11 protein-coding genes, 2 tRNA genes and 3 pseudogenes are annotated in these 14,008 nt (G+C 45.4%); 9 read left to right on the top strand and 7 right to left on the bottom strand.

The window, feature by feature from the left end:
* Window positions 1–5: 5 nt before the first annotated feature.
* The 4 genes and pseudogenes from DXA05_RS13890 to DXA05_RS13875 all read left to right on the top strand — a co-directional run bounded on the left by DXA05_RS13890 (window position 6) and on the right by DXA05_RS13875 (window position 2,186).
* Window positions 6–1,265 carry a glycoside hydrolase family 16 protein gene (locus tag DXA05_RS13890; protein WP_008643147.1) on the top strand — a complete coding sequence of 420 codons (1,260 nt, stop codon included), beginning with the start codon at window positions 6–8 and terminating at the stop codon, window positions 1,263–1,265.
* Window positions 1,266–1,391: 126 nt separating this feature from the next.
* A complete protein-coding gene (locus DXA05_RS27610; protein WP_008643149.1) occupies window positions 1,392–1,526 on the top strand; it encodes a hypothetical protein in 135 nt (44 codons plus the stop codon).
* 8 nt (window positions 1,527–1,534) lie between these two features.
* Window positions 1,535–1,779: pseudogene (locus DXA05_RS13885) on the top strand (hypothetical protein).
* A gap of 101 nt (window positions 1,780–1,880) precedes the next feature.
* Window positions 1,881–2,186, top strand: a complete 306-nt coding sequence (locus DXA05_RS13875; protein WP_004325432.1) for a helix-turn-helix transcriptional regulator — start codon at window positions 1,881–1,883, stop codon at window positions 2,184–2,186.
* Window positions 2,187–2,423: 237 nt separating this feature from the next.
* Here the strand turns inward: DXA05_RS13875 and DXA05_RS13870 are convergent.
* Both DXA05_RS13870 and DXA05_RS13865 read right to left on the bottom strand, forming a co-directional pair.
* A pseudogene (locus tag DXA05_RS13870) lies at window positions 2,424–4,540 on the bottom strand (BT4734/BF3469 family protein).
* Between the two features lie 87 nt (window positions 4,541–4,627).
* Window positions 4,628–4,858 carry a DUF4248 domain-containing protein gene (locus tag DXA05_RS13865; RefSeq protein WP_004305834.1) on the bottom strand — a complete coding sequence of 77 codons (231 nt, stop codon included), beginning with the start codon at window positions 4,856–4,858 and terminating at the stop codon, window positions 4,628–4,630.
* A gap of 193 nt (window positions 4,859–5,051) precedes the next feature.
* On the opposite strand from DXA05_RS13865, the gene DXA05_RS13860 reads away from it, so the two are divergent.
* Genes DXA05_RS13860 through DXA05_RS13850 form a run of 3 tightly spaced genes read left to right on the top strand, consistent with a single transcriptional unit; the run spans window position 5,052 to window position 6,173 of the window.
* On the top strand, window positions 5,052–5,555 hold the full coding sequence (locus tag DXA05_RS13860; protein ID WP_004305836.1) for an HU family DNA-binding protein: 504 nt from the start codon (window positions 5,052–5,054) through the stop codon (window positions 5,553–5,555).
* Window positions 5,552–5,743, top strand: a complete 192-nt coding sequence (locus DXA05_RS13855; protein ID WP_004302306.1) for a hypothetical protein — start codon at window positions 5,552–5,554, stop codon at window positions 5,741–5,743. The genes DXA05_RS13860 and DXA05_RS13855 overlap by 4 nt, the downstream gene beginning before the upstream one ends.
* Window positions 5,730–6,173, top strand: coding sequence for an N-acetylmuramoyl-L-alanine amidase (locus DXA05_RS13850; RefSeq protein WP_118218141.1), 444 nt, complete (start codon window positions 5,730–5,732; stop codon window positions 6,171–6,173). Before DXA05_RS13855 ends, DXA05_RS13850 begins: the two co-directional genes overlap by 14 nt.
* A 27-nt stretch (window positions 6,174–6,200) precedes the next feature.
* On the opposite strand, the pseudogene pflA reads toward DXA05_RS13850, so the two are convergent.
* Together pflA and pflB are read right to left on the bottom strand one after the other, a co-directional pair.
* Window positions 6,201–6,928 (bottom strand): annotated as a pseudogene (gene pflA, locus DXA05_RS13845) (pyruvate formate-lyase-activating protein).
* Between the two features lie 15 nt (window positions 6,929–6,943).
* Window positions 6,944–9,172 carry a formate C-acetyltransferase gene (gene pflB, locus DXA05_RS13840; protein ID WP_004308785.1) on the bottom strand — a complete coding sequence of 743 codons (2,229 nt, stop codon included), beginning with the start codon at window positions 9,170–9,172 and terminating at the stop codon, window positions 6,944–6,946.
* A 240-nt stretch (window positions 9,173–9,412) separates the two neighbouring features.
* On the opposite strand from pflB, the gene DXA05_RS13835 reads away from it, so the two are divergent.
* Both DXA05_RS13835 and DXA05_RS13830 read left to right on the top strand, forming a co-directional pair.
* A tRNA-Ser gene (locus tag DXA05_RS13835) sits at window positions 9,413–9,497 on the top strand.
* 66 nt (window positions 9,498–9,563) lie between these two features.
* Window positions 9,564–9,651, top strand: a tRNA-Ser gene (locus DXA05_RS13830).
* Window positions 9,652–9,738: 87 nt separating this feature from the next.
* On the opposite strand, the gene nuoE is transcribed toward DXA05_RS13830, so the two are convergent.
* Genes nuoE through DXA05_RS13815 form a run of 3 tightly spaced genes read right to left on the bottom strand, consistent with a single transcriptional unit; the run spans window position 9,739 to window position 13,922 of the window.
* Entirely contained in the window at window positions 9,739–10,215 is a 477-nt protein-coding gene (gene nuoE / locus DXA05_RS13825; protein ID WP_004305841.1) for an NADH-quinone oxidoreductase subunit NuoE, read from the bottom strand.
* 19 nt (window positions 10,216–10,234) lie between these two features.
* A complete protein-coding gene (locus DXA05_RS13820; RefSeq protein ID WP_004305843.1) occupies window positions 10,235–12,001 on the bottom strand; it encodes an NADH-dependent [FeFe] hydrogenase, group A6 in 1,767 nt (588 codons plus the stop codon).
* A 13-nt stretch (window positions 12,002–12,014) separates the two neighbouring features.
* Entirely contained in the window at window positions 12,015–13,922 is a 1,908-nt protein-coding gene (locus DXA05_RS13815) for an NADH-quinone oxidoreductase subunit NuoF (RefSeq protein ID WP_087318456.1), read from the bottom strand.
* Window positions 13,923–14,008: the final 86 nt, after the last annotated feature.

The raw sequence follows: 14,008 nt of genomic DNA, 5'->3' as shown, positions 1-14,008 counted from the left end.
AGATAATGAAGAAGTGTAATGAATTGATTTTTTTGTTCATATCTTCTTTTCTGTTTTCATTGATCGGTTGTGGTAGCACAACCGACAATGAGGTTCCGGGTGAGAAGATAAGCGTAACTCTTTCTATGACAATAGACAAGATTGACAGTCACGAAGTTACTTCTACTATTGAGGTAAAGGCTGCGGGAACGGGCGACTTGTCCGTTCAGGATAAAGGAATCTGTTATTCGCAGGGAGTAGTGACGCCTACGGTTTCGGATGAAAAATCGGTGTATTCTGGTTCGGGAAAGAATGATTTCTCTTCTTTCAAGATGAAACTGGAAGGGTTGTCCGAGAATACTTCCTACTATATCAGACCCTATCTCAAAGTAGGTGATAAGGAGTATTATGGCTATGCGCAACAAGTGAAAACGTTAGGCGCAGGCAAAGAATACCATCCTTTGGATAAAGATGAAGCGATAACGGATTATGACGGTTATCAATTAGCCTGGTCTGACGAATTCAATATCGATGGTAAGCCAAGCAACGAATGGAGCTACGAAACCGGTTTTGTGCGCAATGAAGAATTGCAATGGTATCAAGAAAAGAATGCGAGTGTCAGCAACGGTTGCCTGATTATTGAAGGAAAGAAAGAGAAAGTAGTGAATCCCAACTATCAGGCAGGAAGTGAAGACTGGAAAACGAACCGGAATGTGGCGGAGTATACATCCAGTTCGCTGACTACCCAACACAGCCATGTCTTCAAATATGGCCGTTTTGAGGTTAGGGCAAAACTACCTTCTGCAGAAGGCTCATGGCCGGCAATCTGGACACTGGGTAATACATGGGATTGGCCGATGAATGGAGAAATTGATATTATGGAGTGTTATTTGGTCAATGGCAAGCGGAATATATTGGCGAATGCTTGTTGGAGCTCTCCGCAACAATGGGTAGCTGTTTGGAATCGTTCTACAACTCTTCTTACTCATTTCATTGACAGAGATGCCGACTGGATGAATAAATATCATGTATGGCGTATGGATTGGGATGCCAGCAAGATTTGTATCTATTTGGACGGTGAGTTGTTAAATGAAATAAATTCGTCAGAAACTCAAAATCAAGGTTGGAATGGTAATACAGAAAATCCTTTCAGTAATGATATAGATGGATTCGGACATTATATCTTACTAAATTTAGCTATCGGAGGTAATGGCGGAGACCCTTCCAATTCTCTCTTTCCCATGAGATATGAGGTTGATTATGTAAGAGTCTATCAGAAAAAGTAATTGGTAATAACATAGACGAAAGTTTTATATAGTTTTTTAATAGGTATTTTGCACCATTCCGGGGAAATCATAATTGTAATGTTTCCTCGAAATGGCTTTTTTATAATCAATTAAATGAAAAGTTTTATGGAAAATTCATGTAATGATGAATTGTTTTGTTCATTGAAAGATGAACTTCGTGAAGTAAATGCACAAATCAATGTGCATAGTGAAAAATTAATGGATCTGCTCGACCAAAAAAAAGAATCGTCAGTCAACTGACTCGAGAGATGTCGCATCTCACGCCTGTCATCATCGAGTATCGGGGAAATCCGAAGCAATATGTCTCTGTTGTGCTCGATGCCATCAATCGGGGTAGGTTGACGTATGACGGAATAGCAAATTGCGAACAGACTTTTCGTGCGTTAGCAAGCGTTGTAGATGTGATAAGCCTAGGAATGGGAAAACGCTTAGTGTAGAGACGCTGGTGTCTTATGAGAAGAAAAAGCGTGCCGGAGAATTTGAGGAAAAATAATATAAAATAAAAAGACGATTGTTGTATAGTTGAACAACAATTCGTATATTGACCTCCAAAGAAAGAAATTGAAAAAGCAAAGATATTAAGAAAGGAGTATTATGGAAGCAAAAACAAATGAGGAATTCTTTAACGTCAGCGCATTAATAGATGAGCGTTTTGGTAAGGAAGGAACTGTTACTCGTGCGGAAGCAGAAGAAAAAGCGTATGCTTTCTACACCGGGCAAATTATCGAAGACGCAAGGAAAAAGGCTAAGATTACTCAAGCAGAATTAGCTCGGCGTATCGGTTCCGACCGTTCTTATATTTCAAGAGTGGAAAGTGGTCAGACAGAACCTAAGGTTTCTACCTTCTATCGCATCATGAATGCGTTAGGTTGTAGGATCGAATTTTCGATGTCTTTATAAAAAGCGATTAAAAAAAACATGGTGGGAAATTTGAAAAAGATAACTGTCTTTTTCAATTTCCCACCGTTTTTTTGAGGAAGAAAAAGGAAAAGGTGAGGGTAGGTGAGGGTAAATTTCTAACATTCGTATTTTTTTTTAGAAGAAAATAGAAGAATAGAAATAAGAAATATAAAAATGAAAAGTTGCAAAAGTACCCTCACCAACCCTCACCTTTTTGCGTGCGAAGGAGATGAAATCTTATTCATATAGCCTGTTTGATTTCACCTGTTCCGTATCAATAATGAATACAGTGTATCTTCTCCCGTTTTTTCCCTTATGAAATTCGAAGCCATGTTTGGACATCACTTTTCCTAGTTGGGCTTTGGTTCCATGAGAATATTGATACCCCGTCCGTTCGCGAATCAATTCCGCAATTTCAGTGACCGTCAGATAATGCACCTTTTCGAAACGTTCCGGTTTGCGGATATGTGTCAACACCAGTTCTTCTTCCGGTGAGTGGAAAATGAAATCCTCGTTGTTCTCTTCAATCCGTGAGTTTTCCGACTGGGTGAACCAATACTGATACCCCGGCTTGTTGAGCAGATACTTGATTTGTGCATACAACTGCGCGTAGTTTATTTTGATAAACTCCATCGAGTTGACATGAAAGCAGAGAAAACGGCGGTTACCTGTGGTGTCGTGAAGCACTTCCTGATAATTGCATGTGCCGGCAAAAGAAGCCGTGTGAGGGAAGTTCTGTGAACGCCGCGCGTATGGCAGGCGGATGCTGATTACTTTGCGGGTAACCAAATCCTTGAAGATATTCAGTTCCCGTCCGTTCATCCCTTCAAACTCATCCAGATTGATAAGCATCGCCTGCGCTATTTTGGCCAGATCATCCTTGTTGTTCGGGTTGATAAGACCGGTAGAAAGATAGGCGCGCAATTCGGGCGGCAGCAGGTTGTTGATAAACGTAGTCTTTCCGATGTTCTGTATTTCGCTGCAAAGCAACAAAACAGTGTGGTTCACCACATCGTCTTGTGTGGCGGCAGCGCACATTCCCACCAGATAACGTTCCAGACATTCTACCCAAAATTTCTGGTGACTAGTATGCACGCTGTTGGCAAGGATACCGATATAATCCGTTCCGTCCCATTCAGGCAGCGAGTCTAAATATCGCGAATAGGATGGTAAGTGCTGCTGAAGTCGGAGTAGATCAGATTTTGAATTGTTTTGACGGTGCACGAATAGCCTAGTTCGTTCATCTCCATCCAAATGCTGTTTTCCATCATTTCGTCGAGAATATGGAAAGGTTCCGGTTGCTCCGTGTCCGTTTTCCTTCTGCGATATTCCATGATATGAAGCACTTCGTTGTAGCGTGTATCGTAATTTTCTTTGATATGTTGCTCAATCTGTAATATTCGCTTCTGCGTACTATTCAGCTTGCGGGTGTCGAATTCCTCATTGTGTCCGTAAGCACTCCCGATCAGTGCGTCCATTTCATCCGCGGGAAGATCGGTGAACTGGCTCTTGATAAAAGCTGCCGCCTCTTCCTGGGGGACGCCGTAGCGATTGTACATACAAGCCAGGCAATGCAGGTAGTTGTTCCGGTTGCCGGTGACGTACTTTTCGGATTTATTGTGATAATAGTTCAGAGTCACCATTAAGGAAGCGTGCGAGGAATGGTAGTTGAGTGCCACTTGTTCGGTGAGGGGATTGTTGTCTGGTGCTGTCGTCTTTTTCTTTTTGCCGGATGCCCTTTTCTTCTTTTGAGACTTGAAGAACATCGGTGGCTGTTCCACGATGACAGCTGTGGCATCGGGATTGAAATAAATATCCGGATCGTAAGAGAACAGGCAAGTGCGGCTGACATCTTGTCCGGAAGTGTCGACCTCAACTCCGCAGAGCTGGGCATAAAAGGAAGCGATTTTGTGATAAGCGGCATGATGGAAATCTTCAATTTCCTGAATCGTTTCGGGCAATGTCCCGTCCGTCCGGCATACACGTACCACGATTTTCAGTCCCATTCCTTTGGGACTGATGAAAGCGATGCGGGTGTGGGCACACTTTTTTGCCAGTGCGAGGATGCGTGCCAATGCTTCCTGTGTCTGATGGTCGATGTCTACCACGATGTATCCCAGATACTTGACGAGAGTTGCGTTTGAACGTCCTCCCCGGTAGTTGGCTGAAAAGGTGATTTCCGGTAGTTCTATTTTCTTTTCGTTTGCTGCTTTCTCGCCTTGTTCCGCGAAGATTCGGCGCACGTCCTCCACTGTTTCCCGGTATGTGCCGTTGCTGATGGCCGATACGATTTCTTCTTCTGTCATTTCGGCTATGACGCGGTAAAAGTCTTGAAAGATGGTAAAATGCTCCATGTTGGTTTGTTCTTTTTAATTTGCGGTTGCAAAGAAATTTGTTTGTAAAATAATAGAATGGAACTTTTCGTTTTTTTGATTAAGTTCCTAGGGTTCTCCCAAATAGCGTATGATCGTTGCCACTTGCCGGGGAGAGAGAAGGCGGTTGCGGGCACGATAGCCTTCTTGTTCGAGTTCTTGCAGGAGCGGAAGGTTGTAGACAATCCAACGACGTAGTATTTGTAAGGCTACTTTGAGACATACGTTGGGGTTGTAAAGATGAGCTAGTTCCGACTTTTTATAAGTGCGGATATGAAACGGCTGATCCGGATAATACATGATGAATGATATTTGGTTTATGCTATAAAGTTACTGAAAATTAATGGTTTATTAAAAGAATAACGTCATTATTATTCATAGAATATCAGGAAACTTCGTTGGGGAATCCGGAGGGTGAAAAATGTGTTATCTTTATGTCGTTAACAAATAAGGAACGCGTTCGAAATGTGTGAAATCTTAAAATTATTTTATTATGGCAATGACAGTAACTTATTCAGTAGTGCCGCGCAAGAATCCTGCCAAAAAGGATGAGTCGGCAAAGTATTACGCGCAGGCACAGGCTTCGGGAGAGTTGGATTTTGAAGAGTTGTGCGAGGGAATCACGAGTCGGTCTACCTGTACGGAGACAGATGTGCGTGCCGCCATTTCGGGTATTCTTTATGAGGCGAAGCGTGCGTTGAAAGCGGGAAGAATAGTCCGGCTGGGTGATTTGGGCAGTTTGCAGATCGGGTTGAACAGTGAAGGAGCTGTGTCGGTCAAGGAGTTTTCAAGTTCGCTGATTACGGCTGCCCATATTATTTTCCGTCCCGGAAAGACGTTGGCGGACATCACGAAGATTCTTAGCTACCAACAGGTAACGACGCGTGCGGTGGCCCAAACGGGCGGTAGCGGCAATGAAGGAGAAGACGATGACAAAGGTTCCGGTGGCGGTTCAGACGGTGGTGGAAGCGGAGAAGCTCCGGATCCGGCAGCATGATAACTTTAATATTAGATCAAATGAAAGAAATTGTAACTAAGATTTTGGATGTAATCATGTTCCTTGTGCCTTTCTTCGGAAAAAGAAAGCGGAACAGAATTGTGAGAGAGGTGCGCTTCAATGCTACCCATAAGGAAGTGTGTAATGTGAAAACAACGGAAAGGGAAAAGGACGATGAGAAAGATTAGTCTGATTGTGATTCACTGCTCTGCTACCCGTGCTGATCGCGACTTCACGGCGAAGGATGTGGACACTGCCCATCGCTTTCGGGGCTTTTCTTGTTGGGGGTATCATTATTATATCCGCAAGTCGGGACAGATAGAACCGATGAGGGATGAAGATACGGTGGGTGCTCATGCACGCGGTTTTAATGCGATTAGTTTAGGGGTGTGCTATGAAGGCGGGCTGGATGAGAACGGAAAGGCAGCGGATACACGTACTTCCCGCCAGAAAGAGGCGATGCATCGTCTGGTAAGCGAGTTGTTGCAGCGTTATCCGGATGCAAAGGTGGTCGGTCACCGGGACTTGAGCCCTGACACTAATTATAATGGAATTGTAGACCCCTGGGAACGGATCAAAGAGTGTCCCTGTTTTGAAGTGAAAGCAGAGACATGGTGATTTTTATCCTATTTATTACTGTGGTGGTTAATTGACCACCACAGTAGTGAAATACTCTTTAAATACCTCCGCGGCTTTTTCAAGTTGTTCGGGGGTATTTTCTTTTACGTCTTTCAGTTTGTATTCCTGCTCCATCGCTTCATACTTATGTACGCCTAATGTATGATAAGGCAGGATTTCCACTCGTTGCACCATCTTATATTTTCCCAGAGCCTCTCCTAAACGGCGGATGTCTCTTCGAAATCGCTGTATCCGGGCACTAATACATAACGCAGCCAGAAAGGTTTCTCGTTTTCTTCCAGCCATGCTGCCGTGCGGATGGTTTGCTCGTTACTTCTTCCGGTCAGTGCCTGATGGCGTGCCGGATTGAACTCTTTAATATCCAGCAATACAAGATCCGTCAGTTTGAAAAGTTCTTCTACTTCTTCGTTCCAGATACCGCCGTTGCTGTCTATGCATACATGTATTCCCTTTTCTTTCAGTTCACGCACCAGGGGAACCAGTGCTTTGGCCTGAAACGTAGGTTCTCCTCCGGAGAAAGTGACTCCTCCGCGTTTCCCGAAAAAAGGACGTTGGCTCATAGCCATGCGGACGATTTCTTCCGGTGGGGTAGGTGTACCTCCTTTTCCGGCTATCGTGTCGGGATTGGCACAATACAGGCAGCGGAAATTGCATCCTTGAAGAAAAACGACGAGCCGTAAGCCCGGCCCGTCGAATGTTCCCATACTTTCGTATGAATGTACGTTTATCGTCATATTGAGTAGATCTGATTACATACGTTCGTGGAAGCTACGGCTGATTACTTCCAATTGATGTTCGCGGCTCAACTTCACGAAGTTTACGGCATAACCGGAAACACGGATGGTAAGCTGCGGATATTTTTCCGGATGCTCCATGGCGTCGTAAAGCATCTCACGGTTCAGCACATTTACGTTCAAGTGGTGAGCGCCTTTGGTGAAGTAACCATCCATCATTGTCACCAGATTTTCTACGCGATCCTCTTCAGTAGCTCCCAGTGATTTCGGAACGATGGAGAAGGTGTTGCTGATACCGTCTTGTGAGTCGCGGTAACGCAATTTCGCTACGGAACTCAAAGAGGCGATAGCACCGTTCTTGTCACGTCCGTGCATCGGGTTGGCTCCCGGAGCAAAAGCGACACCTTTGGCGCGTCCGTCGGGAGTAGCACCTGTTTTCTTGCCATACATCACGTTGGAAGTGATGGTGAGCAAAGACAGAGTAGGACGGGCATTTTTGTAAACCGGAAGTTTCTTCAATTCTTCGCTGAAGAAATAGACCAGGTCAACACCCAGGTGGTCTACCTTGTCGTTGTCATTACCGAAGCAAGGGAATTCGCCTTGAATATCGAAACCTTCTGTCAGACCGATGTCGTTGCGGCGTGCGGTTACTTTGGCATATTTGATGGCCGACAGTGAATCGAGGGCGATAGAAAGTCCGGCTACACCGTAAGCAAGGTTGATGCGTGGGTTGGTATCTACAAGAGCCATTTGGGCTTTTTCGTAGTAATACTTATCATGCATATAATGGATGATGTTCATCGCTTCGTTGTAAACACGGGCGATTTCTGTCAATACCTTCTTGTAGTTGCTCATTACTTCTTCGAAGTTCAGTGTGTCGCTGGTTAGTACGGGGATATTTTTCACCATTACCGTACCGGTGTTTTCGCAACGTCCGCCGTTGATGGCAAGCAGCAGGGCTTTTGCCAGGTTGCAACGTGCGCCGAAGAATTGGATTTGTTTTCCGATTTCCTGATAAGATACGCAGCACGCGATTCCGTAGTCGTCAGACTGGCGCACTTCACGCATCAGGTCGTCGTTTTCATATTGGATGGAAGAAGTGTCGATAGATACTTTTGCGCAGAATTCTTTGAATCCTTCCGGCAGTTCCGGGCTCCACAATACAGTCAGGTTCGGTTCCGGTGAAGGGCCGAGGTTGTAGAGTGTTTGCAGGAAGCGGAAAGAAGTCTTTGTCACCTTGGTGCGTCCGTCGTTGAGGCGTCCGCCCAGAGATTCGGTTACCCATGTCGGGTCGCCGGCAAAGATGTCGTTGTAAGATTGCATACGCAGGTGGCGCACCATACGCAGTTTGATGACAAACTGGTCGATCAGCTCCTGTGCGAAAGATTCTGTGATGGTTCCTTTGCTCAATTCATATTCCATATAAATGTCGAGGAACGAAGAGACGTTACCCAGTGACATGGCAGCACCGTCTTGTTCTTTTACGGCAGCAAGGTAAGCCATGTACACCCATTGTACTGCTTCTTGTGCGGTGTAGGCAGGACGGCTCAAGTCGAGTCCGTAGTATTCGCCCATTACCTTCATGTCCTTCAATGCCTTGATTTGCTCTGCCACTTCTTCGCGCAGGCGGATGCGGGCTTCGGTCATCGGACCGGTAAGGTTACGCAAATCTTCTTTTTTTGCCTCAATCAGTCGGTCGATACCATAGAGAGCCATACGGCGGTAGTCGCCGATGATACGTCCGCGGGCATAGTTGTCAGGAAGTCCGGTGAGGAATCCCAGAGAACGGAACGAACGGATTTCTTCGGTATATACGTCAAATACTCCGTCGTTGTGCGTCTTGCGGTAGTGAGTGAATATATCTTTTACACGGTCGTCCACTTCCACGCCGTTTTCGTGGCAGGCTTTGCTCACCACGTTGATACCTCCGAAAGGTTTGATTGCACGTTTCAGAAGTTCGTCTGTTTGCAGACCGACGATCAGTTCGTTTTCTTTGTCGATATATCCGGCTTTATGAGAAGTGATGGTTGAGACGGTGACATTATCCAGTGAGCGTACTCCGTTATTGGCTCTTTCTTCTGCCAGTGCTTCGAGGCAGCGGTTCCATACAGCTTTTGTGCGTTCGGTAGGTCCTTCGAGGAAAGAAGCATCTCCATAATACGGAGTGATGTTGTGACTAACGAAATCTCTTACGTTGATTTCTGTGCTCCAAAGACCGTCTTTAAAGATCTTATTTAATTCCATAAATGATAAAATTAGAGGTTGTAGTTATCCTTTTCTTTAGAGCGCACAAAGTTACAACGTTTTTTCATATAATCAGCATAAATATGCTCTATTTTATGCTTTTCAACATAAAATACCTAGATATTGCTATTCTTTGGAAATGATGTTCGTGATTTTTTTTGTGAAAACTCTTGTAAGTTTAAAATATATTCGTACCTTTGCACCGCTTTTAACGAAAAGCACTTCTGATAAAGAAGTTTTGGAGAGGTGGCAGAGTGGTCGATTGCGGCGGTCTTGAAAACCGTTGTACTGCGAGGTACCCGGGGTTCGAATCCCTGTCTCTCCGCTAGAAAGCAGCTTTTTGCTGCTTTCTGTTTTTATGGAGAGTTTTTTCTCTAGTTGGTAATTGTAAGGAGAGGTGCTCGAGTGGTTGAAGAGGCACGCCTGGAAAGCGTGTATACCCCTAAAGGGTATCACGAGTTCGAATCTCGTTCTCTCCGCATCATTTTTTACATTTTAATATTAATGAACGGCTGTTTTGACTTATCAAGGCAGCCGTTTGTTTTATATTGTTTTCGGGAATTCGGTTATTCCAATTCTTCAATAATCTTCTTTACATCTACCGGTTGTAATCGACCATATACCTTCTCGCCGATCATCACTACCGGAGCCAGTCCGCAGGCGCCTACACAACGCAGACAGTCTAATGAGAACTTTCCGTCCGGGGTAGTGTCACCGACTTCGATACCTAATACACGTTTGAACTCTTCCAGCAGTTTTTCTGAACCACGTACATAACAAGCTGTACCCATGCAAACAGAGATGGGATGTTTTCCTTTGGGAGTCATGGTAAAGAAAGTATAGAAAGTGACGACACCATACACTTTCGATACGGGAATTCCAAGTTTGGAAGCGATAATCCGTTGCGTTTCCTCGGGTAGATACCCTTGCAAATGCTGTGCCTCATGCAAAATATTGATAAGTTCGCCCGGTTTGTTTCCATGCTTGTCGCAGATCGTTTTGATTTGCTCTGCCATGTCACAGGCTAGTTTGATATCTGACATAATACTCTTCATTTAAAAGTTAATCAATCGCTTTGTTGAAATAATGCGTATGCAGGAGAGTTTCCGATTTCTCACCTAGCGGTTTGCCGAGATAATCCTCGTATAATGTCTTGATATACGGATTCTCGTGCGATTTGCGCAAAGGTTTGTTGGCGTCTTCACGGTAAAGTGCGTTGGCGCGTGCATAGAGTATTTCCGAGTTGCCGTGATGCAAAGGCTGCCCGCCGCCACCGATACAGCCTCCGGGGCAAGCCATAATTTCGATTACATGATATTCGTTGTGCCCGTTCCGTATATCTTCCAGTAGATGACGAGCGTTGCCTAGTCCGTGTGCAATGCCTACTTTTAATTCAAATCCGTTTAGGTTAATGGTAGCACGACGGACGCCATTTAGTCCGCGTACCTGTTCGAAATTTACATTTTTCAAAGGTTCTCCGGTATAGATTTCATAGACAGAACGGAGGGCGGCTTCCATTACACCACCTGTTGTTCCGAAAATGACACCGGCACCTGTCGATTCACCCATCGGGTTGTCGAATGGGCTGTCCAGTACGAGAGGGAACCCGATATTGGCACGTTTAATTAGTCGTGCCAGTTCACGGGTAGAGATAGAATAATCCACATCGGGGATACCGTTCACTTTGAATTCATCACGTGCACATTCGTACTTTTTAGCCAGACAAGGCATGATAGATACGACAACCAGTTTTTCTCTGGGTATGCCCATTTTCTCCGCCCAATAGGATTTGGCAATGGAACCGAACATCTGTTGTGGGGAGCGGGCGGTGGACGGAATGTCCAGCATGTCCGGGAAATGATGTTCGAAGAAGTTGACCCATGCCGGACAGCAGGAAGTCAGGATAGGTAATCGTACGGATTTATCTCCGTTGAGATAACGTGTCAGGCGGTTCAGAATTTCAGAACCCTCTTCCATAATGGTAAGGTCGGCTGCAAAATCAGTATCGAATACATAGTCGAATCCCAGTTCGCGAAGTGCATACACCATTTTTCCGGTTACCAGAGTGCCGGGAGGAAATCCGAATTCTTCACCTAGGGCCGCCCGTACGGCAGGTGCGGTCTGCACAATCACTACTTTGTCCGGATTAGCCAGATCGTCGAGCAGACGGTTGGTGTAGTCACGTTCTGTTAATGCGCCTACGGGACAGACAGCCACGCACTGACCGCAGTAAGTACATTCACTTTCCGTCATCATTCGGTCAAAGGCAGGAGCGATGGTTGTATTGAATCCGCGACGGATGGCACCCAATGCTCCGACCGTCTGTACATCATTGCAAACACTTTCACAACGGCGACAGAAAATGCATTTATCCATATTACGGACGATAGAAGCGGTAATTTCCCGTTTGCGGGGGGACAGCTCACCGCCATTGAAAGGCATTTCGCGAATGTTGAAACGCAGTGCTAACGTTTGGAGCTCGCAGTTGCCGCATTTAGGGCAAGTGAGGCAGTCATTGGGGTGATCCGAAAGGATCAGTTCAGCCACCACTTTGCGAGCGTTCATTACGCGCAGGGTACTGGTTTTTACTACCATGCCCTCCGTGCAACGGGTAGCGCAGGCAGGAGCCAGGTTGCGCCGTCCCATCACTTCAACCACACAAATACGGCAGGAAGCCGGATTATTTTTTATACAGGTTCCTTTCAGGTCGATATGACACAGCGTAGGTATATTGATACCGATTTTGATAGCGGCTTCAAGAATAGTGCTTCCCTCGGGCACAGTGATGAAATGACCGTCTATCTGGAGAGTAATTTGTTTTTCTTCCATAGTAAATAAGATTTTAGCAGACAAGAATAGCGTTGAATTTGCAGCGTGCCATGCACATGCCGCACTTGATACATTTATCAGGAGCAATGACATGTGGCTTGCGCACCAGCCCGCTGATAGCATCCGCCGGACAGTTTTTGGCGCATAGATGACAACCAATGCAACGTTCCGGACTGATGGTATATGTTAATAGTGATTTACATTGCTTGGAACGACAAGTCTTATCCCGTACGTGTTCCATATATTCATCGTAGAAGTTATCCAATGTGGATAAAACGGGATTCGGAGAGGTTTGTCCCAGTCCGCAGAGGGCCGTATCTTTGATGACTTGTCCCAAAGTGGCAAGTGTGTCCAGGTCTTTTTCTGTGCCTTTTCCTTCTGTAATCTTGTTCAGTAGTTCCAACAGACGTTTGTTTCCAATGCGGCAAGGTGTGCATTTCCCGCAGGACTCTTCCACTGTAAAATCCAGATAAAAGCGGGCTACGGATACCATGCAGTCGTCCTCATCCATGACAATCATCCCTCCTGAACCCATCATGGAACCGGCCGAGAGAAGGTTGTCAAAGTCAATGGGAGTGTCCAGATGTTTTTCTGTCAGACAGCCGCCTGACGGTCCTCCTGTTTGTACAGCTTTGAACTTCTTTCCGCCTTTGATGCCTCCTCCGATTTCGTAGATTACTTCCCGAAGAGTAGTTCCCATCGGCACTTCGATCAGTCCGACATTATTAATCTTTCCGGCAAGAGCAAACACTTTGGTTCCTTTGGAACGTTCTGTGCCAATCGTTGCAAACCAGTCGGCTCCTTTGGTTAGAATAATGGGAATATTGGCAAGCGTTTCCACATTATTTACATTGGTTGGTTTTCCCAGATAACCGGATTCGGCAGGGAAGGGAGGTTTCAGAGTCGGCTCTCCTCGTTTTCCTTCCATCGAATGAATAAGGGCAGTTTCTTCTCCGCAGACAAAAGCTCCGGCTCCGTATCGTATTTCTATGTCGAAACTGAAATCTGTTCCTAAGATATGATCTCCCAGTAATCCGTATTCGCGCGCCTGATTGATAGCTGTTTTCAGTCGGTTGATAGCTAACGGATATTCGGCACGGATATATACTAATCCTTTGGTGGACCCGATGGAATAACCGCAGACACACATCGCTTCTACAATCGAATGTGGGTCGCCCTCCATAATGGAACGGTCCATGAATGCACCGGGATCTCCTTCGTCGGCGTTACAAACCACGTATTTGACATCTGACTGTTGCTTGTTGGCAAATTCCCATTTCAGTCCCGTCGGGAAACCGCCACCACCACGTCCGCGAAGTCCCGAACGTTTGATAATATCAATAACGTCCGTCGGCTTTTTGTTAAGCAGGCAATCGGCCAATGCAAAGTATCCTTCACGGGCGATATACTCTTCAATATTTTCGGGATCGATAAAACCACAGTTACGCAATGCGATGCGGAGTTGTTTCCGGTAGAAATCCATGTGCTTGGAGTCGCTGACGGTATGTTCCGTTTTGGGATCTACATACAGCAACCGTTCGATTCTTCGTCCTCCGATGATATGCTCGTTGATGATTTCTTCCGCATCTTCGGGAGTGACTTGGGTGTAAAAGGTATTATCGGGGATAATTTTCACGATAGGACCTTTTTCACAGAAGCCGAAACAGCCTACGGTGATGACTTCTACTTTGTCGGTGATTTCGTTCTTTTGGATGGCTTTTAGAAGATTGTCTGTAATACCCTGGCTGGAAGATGCCTTACAGCCTGTACCACCGCAGATCAGAATCTGAAGATGTTGCGCACCGGATGCCAGTCCGTAACACTTTTCAGTCACCTTTTCATTACTTTCTTCGCGCAATGAAAGATTGTGCTCTGCTCTCTTCCTGATTGTTGCCAAATCATGGATAGATAAAATTTTCATAAGTATCAGAATTGTTAGTCGGTTTTTTGCAAATATAATTCTTTGTTTGAAATAACAGCGTAGTCTCGTACAAATAAAATTGTTCT

It is taken from the genome of Bacteroides sp. AM54-2NS (assembly GCF_003602935.1).
Classification (GTDB): Bacteria; Bacteroidota; Bacteroidia; order Bacteroidales; family Bacteroidaceae; genus Bacteroides; species Bacteroides xylanisolvens.
This window is presented reverse-complemented; position numbering and strand designations above follow the sequence as displayed.

What these genes read in the sequence shown, in the direction of transcription:
- DXA05_RS13890 (WP_008643147.1), top strand. Translation starts at nt 6, where the DNA reads ATGAAGAAGTGTAATGAATTGATTTTTTTGTTCATATCTTCTTTTCTG.
- DXA05_RS27610 (WP_008643149.1), top strand. Translation starts at nt 1,392, where the DNA reads ATGGAAAATTCATGTAATGATGAATTGTTTTGTTCATTGAAAGATGAA.
- DXA05_RS13875 (WP_004325432.1), top strand. Translation starts at nt 1,881, where the DNA reads ATGGAAGCAAAAACAAATGAGGAATTCTTTAACGTCAGCGCATTAATA.
- DXA05_RS13865 (WP_004305834.1), bottom strand. Translation starts at nt 4,858, where the DNA reads ATGTATTATCCGGATCAGCCGTTTCATATCCGCACTTATAAAAAGTCG.
- DXA05_RS13860 (WP_004305836.1), top strand. Translation starts at nt 5,052, where the DNA reads ATGGCAATGACAGTAACTTATTCAGTAGTGCCGCGCAAGAATCCTGCC.
- DXA05_RS13855 (WP_004302306.1), top strand. Translation starts at nt 5,552, where the DNA reads ATGATAACTTTAATATTAGATCAAATGAAAGAAATTGTAACTAAGATT.
- DXA05_RS13850 (WP_118218141.1), top strand. Translation starts at nt 5,730, where the DNA reads ATGAGAAAGATTAGTCTGATTGTGATTCACTGCTCTGCTACCCGTGCT.
- pflB (WP_004308785.1), bottom strand. Translation starts at nt 9,172, where the DNA reads ATGGAATTAAATAAGATCTTTAAAGACGGTCTTTGGAGCACAGAAATC.
- nuoE (WP_004305841.1), bottom strand. Translation starts at nt 10,215, where the DNA reads ATGTCAGATATCAAACTAGCCTGTGACATGGCAGAGCAAATCAAAACG.
- DXA05_RS13820 (WP_004305843.1), bottom strand. Translation starts at nt 12,001, where the DNA reads ATGGAAGAAAAACAAATTACTCTCCAGATAGACGGTCATTTCATCACT.
- DXA05_RS13815 (WP_087318456.1), bottom strand. Translation starts at nt 13,922, where the DNA reads ATGAAAATTTTATCTATCCATGATTTGGCAACAATCAGGAAGAGAGCA.